Source organism: Oryzihumus sp. JJN4-3R (genome assembly GCF_057747915.1).
In genome coordinates this window covers 623,078-641,779 of sequence record NZ_CM173229.1, presented here as the reverse complement: position 1 = coordinate 641,779, position 18,702 = coordinate 623,078, and the positions used below count along the sequence as shown (strand labels likewise).

The window sequence follows — 18,702 nt, the reverse complement described above, 5'->3', positions numbered from 1 at the left end:
GGATCGCTCGACCGACATCGCGGCGGTTGTGGCAGGAAGACGCGCTGAAAGGGCCGCGACCTCGGTCGAGTGTGCACTCGCCGGCGGCACCTGCGCCGGATAACGGGCCCAAGCAGCGAAGCCCCCGGCCCGCGGGGGCGCGTGGACCTGTCGGGGAAGAGCCCGGATCGCGGGGGAGCAGCACCACCTGCGCGGGGGAAGCTGCACCACCTGCGCAGGGGAGCAGCACCACTTGCACCGGGGGCGCGCCACATCCGCCGCGGGAGGGGCGTCCGAAATACAGTGCCGACATGGGCTTCAAGGCCGTCACGGCACCCGGCGACGACGAGCCGGTCACCATGCTCGAGCTCTACTTCGACCTCGTGTTCGTCTTCTCGGTCACCCAGCTGACGACTCTGGTGCTGACCAGCCACGGGGCGACCGGCTACCTGCACGCGGCCGGGGTGCTGCTCGTGACCTGGTGGATGTACGACGGCTACGCCTGGCTGGCCAACAACGTCTCCCCGACAACGACCTCGACCAGGCTGCCGATGCTGCTGGCGATGACCGGCTTTCTCGTGATGGCGATCCAGGTGCCGGACGCCTTCGGCGACGGGGCGCTGCTGTTCGCGCTGGCCTACCTCGTGGTCGTCCTCGTCCACGGCGCGTCCTTCGCGCGCTCCAGCCTGGGCGGATCGGCGCGGGCCATCGTGCGCATCCTGCCGGTCAACCTCGGCGCCGCCCTGTTGCTGGTGGTGGCCGCGCTGGTCCCGGAGCAGCTGCGCTGGGTCTGCTGGGTGCTCGCGGCGGTCGTGCTGCTCGCCTCGGTCGCCACCCAGCGCGAGACCGGGTTCACCCTCCGGGCCGAGCACTTCGCCGAGCGCCACCGGCTGCTGGTGATCATCGCCCTCGGCGAGACGATCATCGCCACCGGGGTCTCCGCCCAGGGTGAGCTCGTCCACCCCGCCGTGCTGCTGGCCGTCCTCGCCGCGATGGCCCTGATCTCCAGCCTGTGGTGGGTCTACTTCGCCGTGGGGGACGACGAGCGGGGCGTCCGCGCCCTGGAGCAGGCCCCGCCGGAGCGGATGACCCGGCTGGCCCTGTGGTCGTACTCGATCAGCGTCCTCGTCCTCATCGCCGGACTCGTCCTGGTGGCGGCCGGCCTCCACGAGGTCGTCCACGCCCCGTCCCACACGCTCGCCGTGGTCCGGGCAGTCACCTTCGCGGTCGGGTCCGCGCTGGCCTGTCTCGGCCTCCTGGTCTACCTGCGCCCGCTGGGCCTGGGGCCCGGGACCGACGCCGTCGTCGCCGCCGGCGCCGCCCTGCTGACCGCCCTCGCCGGCATCCTGGTCAGCGGCATGGCCCAGCTCGTGGCGCTCGTCGCCGTGGTGGTCGTCCTCGCGGTGGCCCGCTCCCGTCGCAGCGCCGCCGCCCTGACACGATGACCGCGTGCGCGTCCTCATCGCCCCCGACTGCTTCACCGGCACGCTGAGCGCCGGCCAGGCCGCCGAGGCCATCGCCGAGGGCTGGCGCCGCAGCGCCCCCGACGACGAGCTGTCCTTGCTGCCGCTGTCCGACGGCGGCCCGGGCTTCCTCGACGTGCTGCAAAGGGCGCTGGGCGGGACCACCGTCGCCGTGACCGTGCAGGACCCGCTCGGCCGCGACGTGCCCGCCGCGATCCTGGTGGTGGACGAGGAGGCCGGCCGCACGGCATACCTGGAGTCGGCGCAGGCCTGTGGCCTGCACCTGCTCGCCGAGGGCGAGCGAGACCCGTCGGTCACCAGCACGTATGGCGTGGGGCAGCTCCTCGAGGCCGCCCTCGCCGAGGGGGCCACCCGGGTGGTGGTCGGGCTCGGCGGCAGCGGCACCAACGACGCCGGGGCGGGGATGCTCGCCGCGCTCGGCGCCGGGACGGCCGACCGGCTCGCCGCCGGTGGTCTGGCCCTCGCCGACGCCGACGACACCGTCCTGGACGACCTCGCCGGGACCCGGCGCCGCTTCGAGGGCGTCGACCTGGTCCTCGCCACCGACGTCGACGTGCCGCTGCTGGGGTTCCACGGCGCGAGTGCGGTGTTCGCCCCGCAGAAGGGCGCCACCCCCGAGATGGCCCAGCAGCTCGAGGCCGCGCTGGGCCGGTTCACCGAGGTCGTCGCACGGGCGCTGCCGCCACGACGCGACCTGATCTCCGGCACCGCCCTGAGGCTGGACCGCGAGCCCGGCGCGGGTGCCGCCGGGGGGCTGGGCTACGGGCTGATGCTGCTCGGCGGCCGGCGCGTGAGCGGGGTGGCGGCGGTGCTGGCGGCGGTGGGCTTCGCCGACCGCCTGCGTGGCGCCGACCTGGTCGTCACGGGAGAGGGGACCTTCGACTGGCAGAGCCTGCGCGGCAAGGTCGTGGCCGGCGTGGCCGAGCAGGCCCTGGCCGCCGCCGTCCCCACCGTCGTCGTTGCGGGGCAGGCCCTCGTCGGGCGCCGGGAGTCCATGGCGCTGGGCATCAGCGGCACCTACGCCGTGGCGGAGCGGCCCGACCAGGTCACGGCCGCGCTGGCCGACCCCGCCGGCACCCTCGCCGCCCGGGCGGCTCGCGTGGCGGGCACCTGGTCCCCGCGCCGGGGGTAGACGACGTACGCTTGGACGGCCGGGAACACTTCCCGCTCCTCGGGGGTTGGCACTGCTGGACCGACCCACGACCGACGACATGAAGGACGCGTCTCATGAGTGTTCAGGACGACACGCAGGCCCAGACCACCGCGACCGAGGCCGAGGCCACGCACGGTGTGCTGCTGACCGATGTCGCCGCCGCCAAGGTCAAGAGCCTGCTCGAGCAGGAGGGTCGTGACGACCTGCGGCTGCGCGTGGGCGTGCAGCCCGGCGGCTGCTCGGGCCTGATCTACCAGCTCTACTTCGACGAGCGCACCCTCGACGGTGACCTGCTGCGCGACTTCGACGGTGTCGAGGTCGTCGTCGACCGGATGAGCGCCCCCTACCTCGAGGGCGCGACGATCGACTTCGCCGACACCATCGAGAAGCAGGGCTTCACCATCGACAACCCCAACGCGGGCAGCTCCTGCGCCTGCGGCGACTCCTTCAGCTGAGCCGCGGGGGCGCACCGCCCTCAGAAGTGACCGTGGCCGGCATACCTGCACTGCGCAGGTATGCCGGCCACGGGCGTCCCGGGCCCGCCTCACCGTCGCGAGCCGCGTGGGGGACGCGACCGAACGCACGAACTCCGTCGTTCCGTCCCGATAACGGGCCCGGAGCGACGGAGTTGGTGCGTTCGGTGGGTGAAGGAGGGGGAGCGGCGGCCGGGGCGGGCTCTCAGGAGCCGTAGCCCTCGTAGCCCTCGACCAGGGCGGATGCGTCGTCGGGGACGGTGATGTCGGGGTGGGCCGGCAGGCCCCAGGGGCGGCGCTCGACGACGTCGAGCGGGACCTCGCGGGACTCCTCCGCCATCTCGGCGACGTTGCCCTCGTCGAAGCCCTCGCGGGGGCCGGGGTGGTGCGCAGGAACCGTCATGCCTCCACGCTAGGACGCGCCGGGGGACGGACACACCGGTACCAAGCGGTAACACCCACGGGTAACCGGATTTCCCGCGCCCGGGGCGGTTCCGGGGCGGTTCCGGGAGGTTGCGGGGCGGTGTGGGGCGGCTTCCGGCCCGGGCACGAGGTCCCCGGCGGGTGGGCGGCGGACGACGCCGGCCCCGCCAGCAGGTAGGTTGCCGGGGTGCGTATCGCTGTCACCGGGTCCATCGCCACCGACCACCTCATGACCTTCGAGGGGCGCTTCGCCGACTCCCTCGTGGTCGAGCAGCTCGACAAGATCTCCGTGTCGTTCCTCGCCGAGGACCTGCAGGTCCGGCGTGGGGGCGTGGCGGCCAACATCGCCTTCGGCATGGCCAACCTCGGCCAGCAGCCGGTGCTCGTCGGGGCCGTCGGCGAGGACTTCGTCGACTACCGGTCCTGGCTGGAGCGCCACGGCGTCGACTGCGACTCGGTCCACGTCTCCGAGGTGCACCACACGGCCCGCTTCGTGTGCACCACCGACTCCGACATGGCCCAGATCGCGACCTTCTACGCCGGCGCGATGAGCGAGGCCCGCGAGATCGAGCTCGGCCCGATCCACCACCGCATGGGCGGCCTGGACCTGGTCCTCATCGGCCCGAACGACCCCGAGGCGATGCTGCGGCACACCGCCGAGTGCCGTACCCGCGGCCTGGCCTTCGCCGCGGACCCCTCCCAGCAGCTGGCCTGGATGGAGGGCGACTCGATCCGCTCGCTGATCGACGGCGCCGCCTACCTGTTCACCAACGAGTACGAGGCCGCGCTCACCGAGAAGAAGACCGGCTGGAGCGCAGGCGAGATCGCCGAGCGCGTCACGACGCGGGTGACGACCAAGGGCAAGGACGGCGTCATCGTCGAGACCGCCGGCGAGGAGCCGATCGAGGTCCACGTGGCGCGCGAGGTCCGCAAGGCCGACCCGACCGGCGTCGGCGACGCCTTCCGCGCCGGCTTCCTCACCGGCCTGGGCTGGGGTCTGGGCCACCGCCGCTGCGCCGAGCTCGGCTCGATGCTGGCGACCTACGTCATCGAGACGGTCGGCACCCAGGAGTACGAGCTGGGCCGGGCCCGCTTCCTCGAGCGGTTCACCGAGGCCTACGGCGCCGACGCCGCCGCCGAGGTCGAGCCGCACCTGGTCTGCCCGCGTCCCTGACCCGCCGCCCGCGCGCCAGGCCCTCACCACACCCCGCCCCGTCCTAGGCTGACGCCATGCCGGTCGAGCCCGACCCCTCCCGCTGGCAGCTCGACCTCCAGCAGGCCCAGCCCGAGGAGGACCTCGTCGGGGTCGGCGCCGACCTCGCGCCGGGGACGCTGCTCAAGGCCTACCGGGGCGGCCTGTTCCCGATGGGCCTGGGCCACCACGGCCGGGGCCCGATCGGCTGGTGGTCGCCCGACCCGCGGGGGGTGCTGCTGCCGGGGCACCTGAAGGTCAGCCGGTCCCTGGGCAAGTCCTGCCGTCGCTTCGAGGTCCGCGTCGACACGGCGTTCGCCGACGTGATGGCCGCGTGCGCCGACCCCTCGCGCGACGGCCGCTGGATCACCCCGACGATCACCCGCGCCTACACGCGGCTGCACGAGCTCGGCTGGGCGCACTCGGTCGAGACGTGGCTGGACGGCGAGCTCGTCGGCGGCCTCTACGGCCTGGCCATCGGCGGCCTCTTCGCCGGGGAGTCGATGTTCCACCGGGCCACCGACGCCTCCAAGGTGGCCCTCGTCGGCCTCGCCGAGCGGGTCTTCGCCGACGGCGACCCGTGCCGCGTCATCGACGTGCAGTGGGCCACCCCGCACCTGCAGTCCCTGGGCGTCAGCGAGGTCTCCCGCGAGGACTACCTGGCGCTGCTCGAACGCGCGCTGCCGCTGCCGCTGCCCGGCGCGTTCGCCTAGCCCGGCGCGTTCGCCTAGCCCGGCGCGGTCGCCTGGCCCGCCGCGGTCCGCGGCACCCCTTCACCCAGCACCACCCGGTATGCCGTGTGCCCACCGCCGGGGTCCTCGCTCACCTGGGCGAGGGTGTGCCCGCGCATCCGGCACCACGCCGGGATGTCGTGGCGGGCAGCGGGGTCGGTGGCCAGGACGAGGACCTCGGTCCCGGGTGCGGCGTCCCGGGCGGCGGTCGCCAGCCGGATGACCGGCAGCGGGCAGCGCAGGCCGCGTGCGTCGACCTCGACCACGTCCTCGGGCTGCCGGTTGCTCACAGGCCGTGCACCCCCAGCTGGGCGCGCACGGAGGCCACCGCGTCCGGCAGCTCGGCGCAGAACCGGTCCACGACCGCGGCACGGTCGGGGCTGACCGCCTCGAGCGGCAGGGTGACCCGCACGTTGCCGTGGGTGAGCACCCCCATCGCGGCCAGGACGTGGCTGGGCTCCAGCGTGCTGGCCGTGCAAGCCGACCCGGACGCCACGGCGAAGCCCCGCCGGTCCAGCTCGGTCACCAGCGCCTCACCGTCGACGTAGAGGCAGGAGAACGTCACCACGTGGGGGAGCCGCTCGTCCGGGTCGCCGACGACCTCGACGTCGGGCACTGCGGCGGCAGCGGCGCGGATCCGGTCCACGAGCTCCCGGGCGCCGGCGGCGTCGGCCTCGCGCACCGCCGCGGTCTGGCGCCACGCCTCGGCGGCGGCCAGGGCCAGCGGGACCACCGGCAGCACGTCGGTGCGCCCGGCCTCCAGCTCCGAGACCGGGCCGGGGCGGCGCCAGCGCACCCGCTCGGGCACGACGAGGACGCCCACGCCGGGCGGCCCGCCCCACGACAGCGCCTCGCCGGCCAGGACGTCGTAGTGCGCGGGCACCGGGTCCCGGCCGAGGGCGCCCATCGCGTCCACGACCAGGGGCACGCCCCCGGCCCGGGTGAGCTCGTGGACCTCCGCCAGCGGCTGGCGGGTGCCCACCTCTCCGTTGGCGTGCTGGACGACCACGGCGACGGTGCCCGGTGCCGCGACCGCGCTGGCCAGGGCCTGCGGGTCCACCCGGCCGAGCCGGTCCACGGGCACCTCCGTGAACCGGTCCGCCTCTCCCGCCTGGGCCGCGGCATACCGGCCCTCGAGCAGGACCGCGGAGTGCTCCACCGCGGAGGCCACGACGCGCTGCCCCCGGCGCCGCGCGGCATACCGGACCCCGTCGACCGCCGTCCGCAGCGCGGACGGGCCGTCGGGCAGGAAGGAGACCTCCGGCGGGCGGACGCCGAGGCCATCGGCGAGGACCTCGCGGGCCTGGTCGAGCAGGGCGCGGGCGCGGCGGCCCTCGGCGTGCAGTCGGCGCGGGTCGGCCCAGCCGACGTCGAGCGCCGCGAGCAGCGTCTCGCGCGCGGCAGGAAGCATGGGGGCCCTTGCGGCGTCGAGGAACCCGCGCCCGGGGGCACCGGCCGAAGGACCGGTGGAGGGGCCGCTCGAGGGGGCGGCGGGAGGGCCGGGGGAGGGGTCCGCCGGGGGGCGGGGATCGTCGTGCGCCACGGCTCAGACGTTAGTCCGACCCTGAGGTCGTGGCCGACAGGCGGGGGAGTAGGGTTTGGCCGTTACTCGGACTCGAATCCCGGAAGGTGCACCCGTTGCGTCCGCACGATGACACTTCCGCACGCGCGAAGCGGCGGGGCCTGACTCTCACCGGAATCGCGGTGCTGGCGGCCGTGGCCCTCTCCGGCTGCGGTGAGCAGGTGAAGCGCGGCTACCTGCCGCACGGCGTGACCGCCAACAGCGCTCGCGTGATCAACCTCTGGAACGGCTCCTGGATCGCCGCCCTCATCGTGGGCGTCATCGTCTGGGGCCTGACCATCTGGTGCGTCGTGGCCTACCGCCGCAAGAAGGACGACACCGGCCTGCCCGAGCAGCTGCGCTACAACGTGCCGATCGAGATCCTCTACACGGTCGTCCCGCTGTTCATGATCGCGGTGCTCTTCTACTACACCGCCCGTGACGAGTCCGCCCTGCTGGACACCAGCAAGAAGCCGGACGTCACGGTCAACGTGGTCGGCAAGCAGTGGAGCTGGGACTTCAACTACGTCGACGCCCAGACCTACGAGTCGGGCACGCAGGCCGAGCTCACCGGCAAGCCCGGCGTCGAGGCCCAGCTCCCGACGATGTACCTCCCGGTCAACAAGCGGGTCGAGTTCGTCCTGACCGCCCGCGACGTCATCCACTCCTTCTGGGTGCCGCAGTTCCTGCAGAAGCTCGACATGATCCCGGGCCGGGTCAACAAGTTCCAGGTGGTGCCGACCGAGATCGGCACCTTCCAGGGCAAGTGCGCCGAGCTCTGCGGCGCCTACCACTCACAGATGCTGTTCCAGGTGAAGGTCGTCTCCCAGGCGGACTACGACAAGCACATCGCGGAGCTCAAGGCCCGCGGCAACACCGGTCAGCTGGACAACGGCCTCAGCCGTGAGCACCTCCAGCCGAACGAGCAGCAGTACGTTCCGAACAGCGGGAGCAACTGATGGCCACCGTGACGTCCCCCCGCACCATTCTGGTGGAGCCGACCCAGCGTCGTCGCTCGCCGGGGCAGACGGTCGTGAAGTGGGTGACGACGACTGACCACAAGGTCATCGGCAACCTCTACTTCATCACCTCGTTCATCTTCTTCATGATCGGCGGCCTGCTGGCGCTGCTGATCCGTGCGGAGCTGGTCGAGCCCGGCCTGCAGGTCGTGGACAACCCCGAGCAGTTCAACCAGCTGTTCACCATGCACGGCACGATCATGCTGCTGCTGTTCGCGACGCCGCTGTTCGCCGGCTTCGCCAACGCGCTGATGCCGATCCAGATCGGCGCGCCGGACGTGGCCTTCCCCCGCCTGAACATGTTCGCCTACTGGCTCTACCTGTTCGGTGGCCTGATCGCCTCCGCCGGCTTCCTCACCCCGCAGGGTGCGGCCTCCTTCGGGTGGTTCGCCTACTCCCCGCTGTCCGACACCTCCTACAGCCCCGGCATCGGTGGCGACCTGTGGGTGTTCGGTCTGGCCCTCGGTGGTTTCGGCACCATCCTCGGTGCGGTCAACTTCATCACCACGATCATCTGCATGCGCGCTCCGGGCATGACGATGTTCCGGATGCCGGTGTTCACCTGGACCATCCTGATCACCTCGATCCTGGTGCTGATGGCCTTCCCGGTCCTCGCCGCCGCGCTGCTCGCGCTCGGAGCCGACCGCCAGCTCGGGGCCCACGTCTTCGACCCGCAGAACAGCGGCGCGATGCTCTGGCAGCACCTGTTCTGGTTCTTCGGGCACCCCGAGGTCTACATCATCGCCCTGCCGTTCTTCGGCATCATCAGCGAGATCCTGCCGGTCTTCTCCCGCAAGCCGATCTTCGGCTACAAGACGCTGGTCTTCGCGACGATCGCCATCGCGGCGCTGTCGGTCTCGGTCTGGGCGCACCACATGTACGCCACCGGCCAGGTCCTCCTGCCGTTCTTCGCGGTCATGACGATGCTCATCGCGGTGCCCACCGGTGTGAAGTTCTTCAACTGGATCGGCACCATGTGGGGTGGCTCGCTCACCTTCGAGACGCCGATGCTGTGGGCGATCGGCTTCCTGATCACGTTCCTCTTCGGTGGCCTGACCGGCATCATCCTGTCCAGCCCGGCCCTCGACTTCCACCTGTCCGACTCCTACTTCGTGGTGGCGCACTTCCACTACGTCGTGTTCGGCACGGTCGTGTTCGCGATGTTCGGTGGCTTCTACTTCTGGTGGCCCAAGCTCACCGGTCGGATGCTCGACGAGCGCTGGGGCAAGATCCACTTCTGGATGCTGTTCATCGGCTTCCACACCACGTTCCTCATCCAGCACTGGCTGGGCGTCATCGGCATGCCGCGTCGCTACGCGGACTACCTGCCCGAGGACGGCTTCCAGTGGATGAACGACGTCTCCAGCGCCGGCGCGCTGCTGCTGGGTGCCTCGACGCTGCCCTTCCTCTACAACGTGTGGAAGACGTGGCGCACGGCTCCGCTGGTGGAGACCGACGACCCGTGGGGCTACGGCGCCTCGCTGGAGTGGGCGACCTCCTGCCCGCCGCCGCGGCACAACTTCGAGACGATCCCGCGGATCCGCTCGGAGCGTCCGGCCTTCGACCTGCACCACCCGGAGGTCGCGGCCTACGACTCGCCGCAGGCTGACAAGAACATCCTGGACTCCCTGCTCGGCGAGCCGGACCTGCACCACACGGAGGACAAGCACTGATGAAGGTCGAGACCTGGCTGTTCGGCGCGGGGACGTTCATCTTCGCCCCCCTCGGGCTGATCTACGGCTTCTTCACCCATTGGAACGAGCCGGTCGGGCCGGTGGCCCTGATGCTGACCGCCGGCCTGTCCGCCCTGATCGGGTTCTACCTCTGGTGGACCGGTCGCAAGCTCGATGACCGTCCCGAGGACGACCCCTACGCGCCGATCGAGGCCGCCGAGGGCGACTACGGCTTCTTCAGCCCGCACAGCTGGTGGCCGCTGCCGCTGGCCGCCTCCGCCGCCATGGTCTTCCTGGGCCTGGCCGTCGGCTGGTGGCTCGTGGTCATCGGCGTGGTCTTCGGTGCCATGGCCACGATCGGCTGGGTGTTCGAGTACTTCCGCGGGGAGCACGCGGTCTGAGCCGCACCCTCGCGCACGACCCGCAGCTCGCGACGACCACCTCGTCGGGAGCAGGTAGTCTGGGTCACACAAACCGACAGCCGTGGCCGCCCTCACCGGGCGGCCACGGCTTCGGCGGGCTCAGAGGTGCCCGCGACATCGGCACCTCCCTGGGCATTCGTTGCCGGACCGTGACCGGCGACGGCGGCGATGCGGCCAACCACCAACGTGGCCCGTGCGTCGTAATGGGTGTGCGCCCATCGGGGGGTGGGCGCCGCAGGACCAGTCGTCAGGGTGGGAGTCGATCAACGTGGTGACAACAGCAGCTCGCCGGCGCGCGTCCGTCGCGGCCGTGGTCCTGGCCGGAGCCGTCCTCGTGACGGCCTGCCAGCCCGGCGCCGCCTCGGGCAGGCACGCCGCCGCAGGGCGGGCCGGCGGCGGCGGGGTCCCGTCGGCGACGACCACCACGACGCCCGAGCCCCGGCCCGCGGTGCTCGACATCAACCCGGCCGACAATGCCACGGGTGTCTCGCCCAACGCGCCGGTCAGCGTCAGCGCCCAGAGCGGCACGCTCGGCAAGGTCGTCCTCACCGACGCCACCGGCGACGCCGTGCCGGGTACGGTCGGCGCCGACGGCGCCTGGAAGGCGAGCGGCAGGCTCACTCCTGGCACGGCATACACCTTGACCGCAACCGCGACCGGACCGGACGGGCTGAAGCGGACCACGACCTCCTCCTTCCGCACCCTGACGCCCACAGTCACCGCGACCTACGGGCTGATCCCCGGCGGCGGCACCGTCGGGGTGGGGATGCCGGTCAGCGTGCAGTTCGACTCCCCGGTGCAGACCAAGGCCGAGCGGGCGCAGGTCGAGAAGCTGATGAAGATCTCGGTCAGCCCCAAGCAGGAGGGCGCCTGGGGCTGGCTGGACAACCGCCAGCTGATGTGGCGGCCGAAGAGCTACTGGGTCCCCGGCACCCACGTCACCGTGAACGCCCCGCTGCACGGCGTCCAGACCGGCGACGGCAAGTGGGTCGCCGCCGACCACAGCACCAGCTTCACCGTCGGCTCCTCGATGGTGAGCACCGTGGACATGAAGGCCCACACGATGACGGTGCGCCAGAACGGCGCCGTGCTGCGCACCTTCAAGGTGAGCACCGGCCGGCCCGGGCCCAAGACCGAGACGCGCTACGGCACCAAGGTCATCATCTCCCGCGACGGCGACGTCACGATGGACTCGGCCACGGTCGGCATCCCCAAGGGCAAGCCGGGCTACTACAAGATCGACACCAAGTGGGCCATGCGCCTGACCTGGACGGGAGAGTTCATCCACTCCGCGCCGTGGTCGGTCGGCGCCCAGGGCAACGCCAACGTCTCCCACGGCTGCACCAACATGGCCCCGGCCGACGCGCAGTGGATGTTCGAGCACTCCAAGGTCGGTGACGTCGTGACGTTCACCGGCTCCAACCGGCCGTTCCAGCCCACGGAGGGCTACGGCGTGTGGATGTACTCCTTCTCGGGCTGGAAGGCCCAGAGCGCGCTCTCCTGAGCCCCTGAGGGGGTCCTGGGGGACCGGACGGGGGCGGGTCCGGTGTCGGACCCGCCCCCGCCGCCTTTTCCGGCCCGGTATGCCGGGTGGCGGCCGAGCACGGCAGCGCCGGTATGCCGTGTGGCCGGCCGGACATGGCCCCCGCGGCTGAATGGCGTTGTCGCGGCCGGGCCGCTCAGTCCCAGCCGAGGTCGTGGAGCCGCTCGTCGTCGATGCCGAAGTGGTGGGCGATCTCGTGGACCACGGTCACGGCGATCTCGTCGAGCAGCTCCTCGCGGTCCTCACACATCCGCTGGAGCGGGCCCTGGAAGAGCGTGATCCGGTCGGGGAGGGAGCCCATCGCCCAGGCGTCGCCTCGCTCGGTGAGGGGAGTCCCGTCGTAGACGCCGAGCAGGTCCGGGTCGTGCTCCGGCGACTCGTCCTCGATGAGGAAGACGACGTTGTCCATCAGGTCGAGCAGCTCGGCCGGGACCGCGTCGAGGGCGTCGCCGACGGCCTCCTCGAACTCCTGGCGGGACAGGTGGACTCCCATGCGTCGCACCCTCTCATCCCGTCCGGCAGACCGGGTGGTCGTGCACGCGGGAGGGGAGCGCACCGGATGGACGCGCCGGCGGGCAGGATCCGGGAACCGGACGCAGGACGTCCGCAATGCGGCGTACGGTCCCACCCATGGGTGAAGACTTCCACGAGCGCAACCTGGCCGGTGCGCGCTTTCACCGGGTCGACGTCACCGGGGCCACCTTCGACCAGGTCCACCTCTCCGGCGCCCAGCTCCGCGACGTCGACCTGGTCGGCGTGAGGATCCGCGGCGCCGCCCTCAAGGACGTCGACATCAACGGCGAGGTGGAGAGCCTGCGGGTCAACGGCGTCGACGTCGGGCCGCTGATCGAGGCAGAGCTCGACCGCCGGCACCCCGAGCGCACGAAGCTGCGACCGGTCGATGCCGCCGGCTTCCGCGAGGCGTGGACGGTGATCGAGGCGCTGTGGGCCGAGACCGTCGACCGGGCCCGGCAGCTCGACCCGGCCCTGCTGCACGAGAGCGTGGACGGCGAGTGGTCGTTCACCCAGACGCTGCGGCACCTCGCCTTCGCCACGGACGCCTGGGTCCGCCGGGCCCTGCTCGGCGACCCGTCGCCGTGGGACCCGCTCGACCTGCCCTGGGACGAGATGCCGGACACCCCGGGGATCCCGCGCGACCGCGACGCCCGCCCGTCCCTGGACGAGGTGCTGGCCCTGCGGGCCGACCGCATGGCCACGGTGCGTCGCGTCGTCGACGACCTCACCGACGAGCAGCTCGCGGGCTCGACCGAGCCCGCGGAAGGACCGGGGTGGCCACCGGAGGGGGCGCGCTTCCCGGTGCGCGAGGTCCTGGCCACGATCCTCAACGAGGAGTGGTGGCACCGGCAGTTCGCCGAGCGTGACCTCGACGCCCTCACGACCCGGCCGCCGGCGGATCGGCCGGCCACGGACCACTCGGCACCGAGCCAGCCCGCTGCGGAGCAACCCGCGGCGCAGCAGGTGGGGGAGCCGAAGCGGGAGGCAGCCGGAGTGCGGTCGCGCAGGGCCGGGATGTGGTGGGGCACCGCGATCGAGGCGCCGGACCCGGGGGCCCTCGCGAGGTTCTACTCCCGGCTGCTGGGGTGGCAGATCGGGCACGAGGAGCCCGGGACGGCGATCCTCGCGCCTCCCCAGGGCTCGGTCTTCCTGGTGTTCCAGCAGGCGCGTGACTATCGGCCGCCCGTGTGGCCGCCGGCCGATGGTGAGCAGCGCCCGATGATGCACTTCGACTTCCAGGTGGGTCACCTCGAGTCGGCGGTCGCCGAGGCCCTCGCCCTGGGCGCCTCGCTCGCGACGGCCCAGCCGCAGGACACCGTCCGGGTCCTCATCGACCCGGCCGGCCACCCGTTCTGCCTCTGCCTCGACGAGGGCTGACCCACCCCCTTGGCGGAGTGTGGGAGGCGGCCGACGGTCCGGGCGACCCGGCATACCGGGACGACGAAGGCCCCCGACCGTGGCGGTCGGGGGCCTTCGTCATGGGGGCGCGGTCAGTGGGAGCTGCGCTCCGTGGCCTCACCCTCGGTCTCGTGCGGCGCGTAGGCGTCGACGTCGTCGCGCTCGTCGGCCCCACCGTGCAGCTGGCCGACCCACTGGGGGCGACCCTCGATGGACTCCAGGGCCTCCTCCTCGTGGCCGTCGTGGTGAGCGGCGGCGAGCTCGGCGGGGGTCACCGGGTCGACGCGGTCCTCGAAGTAGAACTTCGAGAGCTTGGCGCGGATCCGGTCCTTGCGGGCACCCGGACGGCGCACGCCGTTGGCGTCGACCGCCGAGCCGAGCTCGAGCGGGCGGTGGGCCTCGTGCTGGACCAGGGTCCAGCGGTCGCCCTCGGCCAGGGGCTCGTGCACCTCGAAGAAGCGACCCTCGGCGGTGCGGACGATCCGGCCCGTCTCGCGACCGTGGAGGACCAGGTCGCGGTCACGGCGCTGCAGGCTGAGGCAGATCCGCTTGGTGACCCAGAAGGACAGCGGGGGAGCGACCAGCAGCATCACGCGGAACGTGTTGGTGATGTCGTTGATCGACAGCCCCAGCTTGATGGCGATGAGGTCGTTGCCGGCGGCGAAGAACAGGATGCCGTAGAAGACCAGCGCCATGACGCCGATGCCCGTGCGGGTCGGGGCGTTGCGCGGACGGTCCAGCAGGTGGTGCTCGCGCTTGTCACCGGTGACCCACGCCTCGAGGAACGGGTAGGCGCCGGCCAGGCCGTAGAGCACCGGGATCAGCAGGATCGACGGCACGAAGACGTTGAGCCCGAGCGTGATGCCCCAGAAGTGCAGCTCGGTCCAGCCCGGCATCAGGCGCAGCGCGCCGTCGGCGAAGCCCATGTACCAGTCCGGCTGGGACCCGGCGGTCACCGGGGAGGGGTCGTAGGGTCCGTACATCCAGATCGGGTTGATCGAGACCAGGGCGGCCATCAGGGCGGTGACGCCGAAGACGATGAAGAAGAAGCCACCGGCCTTGGCGATGTAGACCGGCATGAGCGGGTAGCCCACGACGTTCTCGTTGGTGCGGCCCGGCCCGGGGTACTGGGTGTGCTTGTGCACCATGACCAGGACGATGTGCGCGGTGAACAGCGCCACGATGATCGCCGGGATCAGCAGCACGTGGACCGTGTAGAGGCGGGGGATGATCGCCTCACCCGGGAACGCGCCACCGAAGACGAAGTAGGCGATGTAGGAGCCGAGGACCGGGATGGACTGCATGAAGCCCTCAGCCGCCCGCAGACCCGTGCCCGAGAGCAGGTCGTCCGGCAGGGAGTAGCCGGCGAAGCCCTCGACGATGGCCAGCATCGACAGCAACGTGCCGATCACCCAGTTGATCTCACGCGGCTTGCGGAACGCGCCGGTGAAGAACACCCGGAACATGTGGACCATGATCGAGACGATGAACAGCAGCGCCGACCAGTGGTGGATCTGCCGGATGATCAGGCCACCGCGGACGTCGAAGGAGATGTCCAGCGTCGACTTGTAGGCCTCGCTCATCGCGATGCCCTTGAGCGGGACGTGCGACCCGTTGTAGATCACGTGCCCGGCGCTGGGGACGAACCAGAAGGTCAGGAACGTGCCCGAGAGCAGCAGGATCACGAGGGAGTACATCGCGATCTCGCCGAGCATGAACGACCAGTGGTCGGGGAAGACCTTCTTCAGCAGGTAGCGGACCGGCTTGGCCAGCCCCGTGCGGTCATCGACCCAGCCACCGAGGCCGCCCGCGACCTTCATCGGGCCCGAGGTGGCCTCAGCCGGCTTCGGGTCGTCGGCGCGCAGGCTTGCTGCGCCCTTGGGGGAAGTTGCAGTGCTCATCCGCGCTCCCAGAAGCTCGGGCCAACCGCCTCGCGGAAGGGTGCATCGGCAACCAGGTAGCCCTGGTCGTCAACGGTGATCTTCAGCTGCGGAAGCGGGTGACCAGCCGGTCCGAAGATCACCTTGCAGTCCTGCGTCACGTCGAACGTGGACTGGTGGCAAGGACACAGCAGGTGGTGGGTCTGCTGCTCGTACAGCCCCACGGGGCAGCCCACGTGGGTGCAGATCTTGGAGTAGGCCACGATCCCATCGTGACCCCATTCGACCTCCTTGGGCACCTTGATGTCCGCGGGGTCGAGGCGCATGAGCAGGACCGCGGCCTTGCCCTTCTCCTCGAGCACGTGCTCGCTCTTGTCGATGCCCTCGGGCATGACGTGGAACACCGAGCCGATGGTGACGTCGGAGGCCTTGATCGGCGTCATCTCCGGGTCACGCATGAGCTTCATGCCCTTCTTCCAGAAGGTCGTGGAGAGGGCGTTGCCCGGAAGCGGCCCCAGGCCACCAGCGACCTGCAGGACCAGCGGGATGCCGAAGAGGCCCAGCGCACCGCCGAGGGTGTACTTGATCAGCGGACGCCGGCCGAGCTGGGCCTGGTCGCCGCCACCGAGGATGGTGTCGACCGCACCCGTGCGGTCCTCGTCGCCGGAGCGCAGCAGGTGACGCTCCTCGATGACCTCCTCGTCGGGCATCAGGGTCTTGGCCCAGTGCACGGCGCCGGCGCCGATCATGAAGAGGCTGACCGCGAGGCTGACGCCGAGGACGACGTTCTGCAGGTTGGCCAGGCCGATGCCGGGCATGAAGACCGTGGTCCCGTGGTCGATCGCGAAGTAGGCGACCACGAAGACCAGCGTGCCGATCATCGACAGCGTGAAGAGCGTCGCCACCTGCTTCTCGGCCTTGCGCGCGGCCTTGTCGTCCAGGTCCGCGGAGCGGTGGACGTGCGCGGGGAGACCGGGGTTGGTGAAGCGCTCCGGGATGCCCCCGGTGCCTTCGATGTGCCCCTGGTCGAGGCGGACGGCCGCGGTGGACTGGCCGTCCGGGGCGTCGGTGCCGTGTTCGTTCATCGTGTGGTCGATCCTGTCGATTCGCGGTTCATTCGCAGCGGAGAGCGGGACGGATTGCTCATCAGGCCGCCTTCGAGCCCAGCCAGACGGCGCAGGCGATCAGGAGGCCGAGGCCGAAGATCCAGACGAACATGCCCTCGGACACCGGGCCGAGGTTGCCGAGGCTGAGGCCACCGGGGTTGTCGGCCTTGTCGACGTCATGCAGGTAGCTGATGATGTCGTTCTTGTCCTGCGGGGAGAGGTTGGTGTTGTTGAAGACCGGCATCGACTGGGGGCCGGTCAGCATCGCCTCGTAGATGTGCTTGCCTTCGATGTTGCGCAGGCTGGGGGCGAACTTGCCGCGGGTCAGCGCACCGCCGGAGCCGGCGAAGTTGTGGCACATGGCGCAGTTCACGCGGAACAGCTCGGCGCCCTTGGCGATGTTGCCGTTGCCGGCGGTGTCGGCGGCGTCGGGGACCGCCGGGCCGGGGCCGAGGGAGGCGACGTAGGCCGCCATCTGCGCGATCTGCTGGTCGGAGAACTTGACCGGCATCGTGCGCTTGGCCTGCACCGCAGGCCCGGCGAGCGGCATACGGCCCGTGCCCACCTGGAAGTCGACGGCGGCGGCACCCACGCCGACCAGCGTCGGACCGGCCTTGCTGCCCTCGGCGTGGAGGCCGTGGCAGGTGGCGCAGTTGGCCAGGAAGAGCTTCTTGCCCGCAGAGACGTCATCGGCGGTGGCGGTCGCAGCCTGCGCGGGCTTGGGCGCCAGGGCGGCGTAGAGGCCACCGGTGACTGCGAGCCCGAGGAGCAGGAGGATGACGATCGCCGCCGGGTGTCGGCGGCGGGCGGCCAGTGCGTTCACAGTGCGGTCCTGTCGGCGTCGGTTCGGAGGTCGGTAGGGGGAGTCAACGTCACTTGAGCAGGTAGATGGTCGCGAACAGTGCGATCCAGACCACGTCGACGAAGTGCCAGTAGTACGAGGTGACGATCGCGCCCGTCGCCTGCGCGTGCGTGTAGCGACGCGTGGTGAAGGTGCGGCCGATGATCAGCAGGAACGCCAGGAGGCCGCCGGTGACGTGCAGGGCGTGGAAGCCGGTCGTCAGGTAGAACACCGAGCCGTAGGCGTTGGCCGAGATGCTCAGGCCCTCGTGCACGAGCGTGGCGTACTCCAGGACCTGGCCGGACACGAAGATCGCGCCGAAGATGTAGGTCAGGACGTACCACTCGCGCATGCCCCACTTGCCGAACTGCAGCAGCGAGCCCGTGCGGGCCGGCTGGCCGTGCTCGGCCTTGAAGACGCCGAGCTGGCACCACACCGACGAGATGACCAGCACCAGGGTGTTGACCGTCGCGTAGGGCACGTTGAGGTGCTCGGTCTGCGTCTTCCACAGCTCGGGGGAGACAGAGCGGATGGTGAAGTACATCGCGAACAGGCCTGCGAAGAACATGAGCTCGCTCGCCAGCCACACGATGGTGCCCACCGAGGTCATGTTCGGTCGGGTCACCGGGCCGTGGCCGGGGATCGTGCCTGCCTGGGTACTGGATGTCACTGCTGATGCGGTCGCCACGGCGGCCATTATTGCCCCATTCCATCCGGCATGGGTCGGCGACCCCCCGCCAAAGGCCCGTCGGGCCCCGTGCCCCCGCACGAGGGGCGCCGCGGGATGTCACATCGTTACGTGCCAACGGCTTCGGTAGCATGCGCGGCATGACCGTTTCGCACGCACCGTCGGGCCCGTCCGCTGCGATCGAGGCCACGCCCACCGTGGCCGGCTCGACGGTGACGCATCGCGTCCAGGTGCTCCTCTACAGCGACGACATCGCCACCCGTGACGCCGTGCGGCTCGCGGTCGGCCGCCGCCCCGCGCGGGACGTCGAGGTGAGTGCGTGGCGCGAGTGCGCGACGGCGCCGGCGGTCATCGAGGCGGTCGAGCAGGGCGGCTTCGACCTGCTCGTGCTCGACGGGGAGGCGGCGCCCACCGGTGGCCTCGGCCTGTGCCGCCAGCTCAAGAACGAGATCTACAACTGCCCGCCGATCCTGGTCCTGACGGGCCGCCCGCAGGACGGCTGGCTGGCCGCCTGGTCGCAGGCCGACCTGGCCGTCCCGCACCCGCTCGACCCGATGGCGGTGGCCCACGCCGTCGCGGAGCTGGCGCGGGTGGCGGGGAACCCCTCGTCTGCGGGCTGA

General features: G+C 71.4%; 19 protein-coding genes. 11 read left to right on the top strand and 8 right to left on the bottom strand.

Annotation, left to right across the window (positions count from 1 at the left end; all coding sequences use genetic code 11):
- Positions 1-290 precede the first annotated feature (290 nt).
- From AC3ANM_RS02880 to AC3ANM_RS02870, 3 genes are all read left to right on the top strand, one after another.
- Positions 291-1,424, top strand: a complete 1,134-nt coding sequence (locus AC3ANM_RS02880) for a low temperature requirement protein A (protein ID WP_488286636.1) — start codon at positions 291-293, stop codon at positions 1,422-1,424.
- A gap of 4 nt (positions 1,425-1,428) precedes the next feature.
- Positions 1,429-2,595 (top strand): glycerate kinase family protein, encoded by a 1,167-nt coding sequence (locus AC3ANM_RS02875; RefSeq protein WP_488286635.1) that lies wholly within the window; start codon positions 1,429-1,431, stop codon positions 2,593-2,595.
- Between the two features lie 95 nt (positions 2,596-2,690).
- Entirely contained in the window at positions 2,691-3,071 is a 381-nt protein-coding gene (locus tag AC3ANM_RS02870) for a HesB/IscA family protein (protein ID WP_488286634.1), read from the top strand.
- A 223-nt stretch (positions 3,072-3,294) separates the two neighbouring features.
- On the opposite strand, the gene AC3ANM_RS02865 is transcribed toward AC3ANM_RS02870, so the two are convergent.
- Complete coding sequence (locus AC3ANM_RS02865) at positions 3,295-3,492, bottom strand: hypothetical protein (RefSeq protein ID WP_488286633.1); 198 nt, start codon at positions 3,490-3,492, stop codon at positions 3,295-3,297.
- Between the two features lie 207 nt (positions 3,493-3,699).
- Here AC3ANM_RS02865 and AC3ANM_RS02860 point away from each other — a divergent pair, with 207 nt between their 5' ends.
- Together AC3ANM_RS02860 and aat are read left to right on the top strand one after the other, a co-directional pair.
- Complete coding sequence (locus tag AC3ANM_RS02860; protein ID WP_488286632.1) at positions 3,700-4,686, top strand: carbohydrate kinase family protein; 987 nt, start codon at positions 3,700-3,702, stop codon at positions 4,684-4,686.
- Positions 4,687-4,742: 56 nt separating this feature from the next.
- Positions 4,743-5,417, top strand: coding sequence for a leucyl/phenylalanyl-tRNA--protein transferase (gene aat, locus AC3ANM_RS02855; RefSeq protein ID WP_488286631.1), 675 nt, complete (start codon positions 4,743-4,745; stop codon positions 5,415-5,417).
- A gap of 14 nt (positions 5,418-5,431) precedes the next feature.
- Here the strand turns inward: aat and AC3ANM_RS02850 are convergent, their stop codons facing one another.
- The gene (locus AC3ANM_RS02850) at positions 5,432-5,725 is read right to left on the bottom strand and encodes a sulfurtransferase TusA family protein (protein ID WP_488286630.1); all 294 of its coding nucleotides are present in this window, start codon (positions 5,723-5,725) and stop codon (positions 5,432-5,434) included.
- Positions 5,722-6,846, bottom strand: a complete 1,125-nt coding sequence (locus AC3ANM_RS02845) for a cysteine desulfurase family protein (protein ID WP_488286629.1) — start codon at positions 6,844-6,846, stop codon at positions 5,722-5,724. The genes AC3ANM_RS02850 and AC3ANM_RS02845 overlap by 4 nt, the downstream gene beginning before the upstream one ends.
- Before the next feature lie 227 nt (positions 6,847-7,073).
- Between AC3ANM_RS02845 and ctaC the strand changes: the two genes are divergently transcribed.
- From ctaC to AC3ANM_RS02825, 4 genes are all read left to right on the top strand, one after another.
- A complete protein-coding gene (gene ctaC, locus AC3ANM_RS02840; RefSeq protein WP_488286628.1) occupies positions 7,074-7,955 on the top strand; it encodes an aa3-type cytochrome oxidase subunit II in 882 nt (293 codons plus the stop codon).
- Positions 7,955-9,688: an aa3-type cytochrome oxidase subunit I gene (gene ctaD, locus AC3ANM_RS02835; RefSeq protein WP_488286627.1), complete on the top strand. Its 1,734-nt coding sequence runs from the start codon at positions 7,955-7,957 to the stop codon at positions 9,686-9,688. The genes ctaC and ctaD overlap by 1 nt, the downstream gene beginning before the upstream one ends.
- On the top strand, positions 9,688-10,089 hold the full coding sequence (locus tag AC3ANM_RS02830) for a cytochrome c oxidase subunit 4 (protein WP_488286626.1): 402 nt from the start codon (positions 9,688-9,690) through the stop codon (positions 10,087-10,089). Before ctaD ends, AC3ANM_RS02830 begins: the two co-directional genes overlap by 1 nt.
- 292 nt (positions 10,090-10,381) lie before the next feature.
- The gene (locus AC3ANM_RS02825) at positions 10,382-11,614 is read left to right on the top strand and encodes a L,D-transpeptidase (protein ID WP_488286625.1); all 1,233 of its coding nucleotides are present in this window, start codon (positions 10,382-10,384) and stop codon (positions 11,612-11,614) included.
- A 175-nt stretch (positions 11,615-11,789) separates the two neighbouring features.
- Here the strand turns inward: AC3ANM_RS02825 and AC3ANM_RS02820 are convergent, their stop codons facing one another.
- Positions 11,790-12,146: a metallopeptidase family protein gene (locus AC3ANM_RS02820; protein ID WP_488286624.1), complete on the bottom strand. Its 357-nt coding sequence runs from the start codon at positions 12,144-12,146 to the stop codon at positions 11,790-11,792.
- A 137-nt stretch (positions 12,147-12,283) separates the two neighbouring features.
- On the opposite strand from AC3ANM_RS02820, the gene AC3ANM_RS02815 reads away from it, so the two are divergent.
- Positions 12,284-13,546, top strand: coding sequence for a VOC family protein (locus AC3ANM_RS02815; RefSeq protein ID WP_488286623.1), 1,263 nt, complete (start codon positions 12,284-12,286; stop codon positions 13,544-13,546).
- A 113-nt stretch (positions 13,547-13,659) separates the two neighbouring features.
- Here AC3ANM_RS02815 and qcrB read toward each other — a convergent pair whose 3' ends face one another.
- The 4 genes from qcrB to ctaE all read right to left on the bottom strand — a co-directional run bounded on the left by qcrB (position 13,660) and on the right by ctaE (position 18,091).
- Entirely contained in the window at positions 13,660-15,468 is a 1,809-nt protein-coding gene (gene qcrB, locus AC3ANM_RS02810) for a cytochrome bc1 complex cytochrome b subunit (RefSeq protein ID WP_488286622.1), read from the bottom strand.
- Positions 15,465-16,532, bottom strand: coding sequence for a cytochrome bc1 complex Rieske iron-sulfur subunit (gene qcrA, locus AC3ANM_RS02805; protein WP_488286621.1), 1,068 nt, complete (start codon positions 16,530-16,532; stop codon positions 15,465-15,467). Before qcrA ends, qcrB begins: the two co-directional genes overlap by 4 nt.
- Positions 16,533-16,593: 61 nt before the next feature.
- Entirely contained in the window at positions 16,594-17,376 is a 783-nt protein-coding gene (gene qcrC / locus AC3ANM_RS02800) for a cytochrome bc1 complex diheme cytochrome c subunit (protein ID WP_488286620.1), read from the bottom strand.
- Positions 17,377-17,425: 49 nt separating this feature from the next.
- Positions 17,426-18,091: an aa3-type cytochrome oxidase subunit III gene (ctaE, locus tag AC3ANM_RS02795; protein WP_488286619.1), complete on the bottom strand. Its 666-nt coding sequence runs from the start codon at positions 18,089-18,091 to the stop codon at positions 17,426-17,428.
- A 131-nt stretch (positions 18,092-18,222) separates the two neighbouring features.
- Here ctaE and AC3ANM_RS02790 point away from each other — a divergent pair, with 131 nt between their 5' ends.
- On the top strand, positions 18,223-18,702 hold the full coding sequence (locus AC3ANM_RS02790) for a response regulator (protein WP_488286618.1): 480 nt from the start codon (positions 18,223-18,225) through the stop codon (positions 18,700-18,702).

What these genes read in the sequence shown, in the direction of transcription:
- AC3ANM_RS02870 (WP_488286634.1), top strand. Translation starts at nt 2,691, where the DNA reads ATGAGTGTTCAGGACGACACGCAGGCCCAGACCACCGCGACCGAGGCC.
- qcrA (WP_488286621.1), bottom strand. Translation starts at nt 16,532, where the DNA reads ATGAACGAACACGGCACCGACGCCCCGGACGGCCAGTCCACCGCGGCC.
- AC3ANM_RS02815 (WP_488286623.1), top strand. Translation starts at nt 12,284, where the DNA reads ATGGGTGAAGACTTCCACGAGCGCAACCTGGCCGGTGCGCGCTTTCAC.
- AC3ANM_RS02880 (WP_488286636.1), top strand. Translation starts at nt 291, where the DNA reads ATGGGCTTCAAGGCCGTCACGGCACCCGGCGACGACGAGCCGGTCACC.
- AC3ANM_RS02790 (WP_488286618.1), top strand. Translation starts at nt 18,223, where the DNA reads ATGACCGTTTCGCACGCACCGTCGGGCCCGTCCGCTGCGATCGAGGCC.
- AC3ANM_RS02845 (WP_488286629.1), bottom strand. Translation starts at nt 6,846, where the DNA reads ATGCTTCCTGCCGCGCGCGAGACGCTGCTCGCGGCGCTCGACGTCGGC.
- qcrB (WP_488286622.1), bottom strand. Translation starts at nt 15,468, where the DNA reads ATGAGCACTGCAACTTCCCCCAAGGGCGCAGCAAGCCTGCGCGCCGAC.
- AC3ANM_RS02820 (WP_488286624.1), bottom strand. Translation starts at nt 12,146, where the DNA reads ATGGGAGTCCACCTGTCCCGCCAGGAGTTCGAGGAGGCCGTCGGCGAC.
- ctaD (WP_488286627.1), top strand. Translation starts at nt 7,955, where the DNA reads ATGGCCACCGTGACGTCCCCCCGCACCATTCTGGTGGAGCCGACCCAG.
- ctaE (WP_488286619.1), bottom strand. Translation starts at nt 18,091, where the DNA reads ATGGCCGCCGTGGCGACCGCATCAGCAGTGACATCCAGTACCCAGGCA.
- AC3ANM_RS02830 (WP_488286626.1), top strand. Translation starts at nt 9,688, where the DNA reads ATGAAGGTCGAGACCTGGCTGTTCGGCGCGGGGACGTTCATCTTCGCC.
- aat (WP_488286631.1), top strand. Translation starts at nt 4,743, where the DNA reads ATGCCGGTCGAGCCCGACCCCTCCCGCTGGCAGCTCGACCTCCAGCAG.
- AC3ANM_RS02865 (WP_488286633.1), bottom strand. Translation starts at nt 3,492, where the DNA reads ATGACGGTTCCTGCGCACCACCCCGGCCCCCGCGAGGGCTTCGACGAG.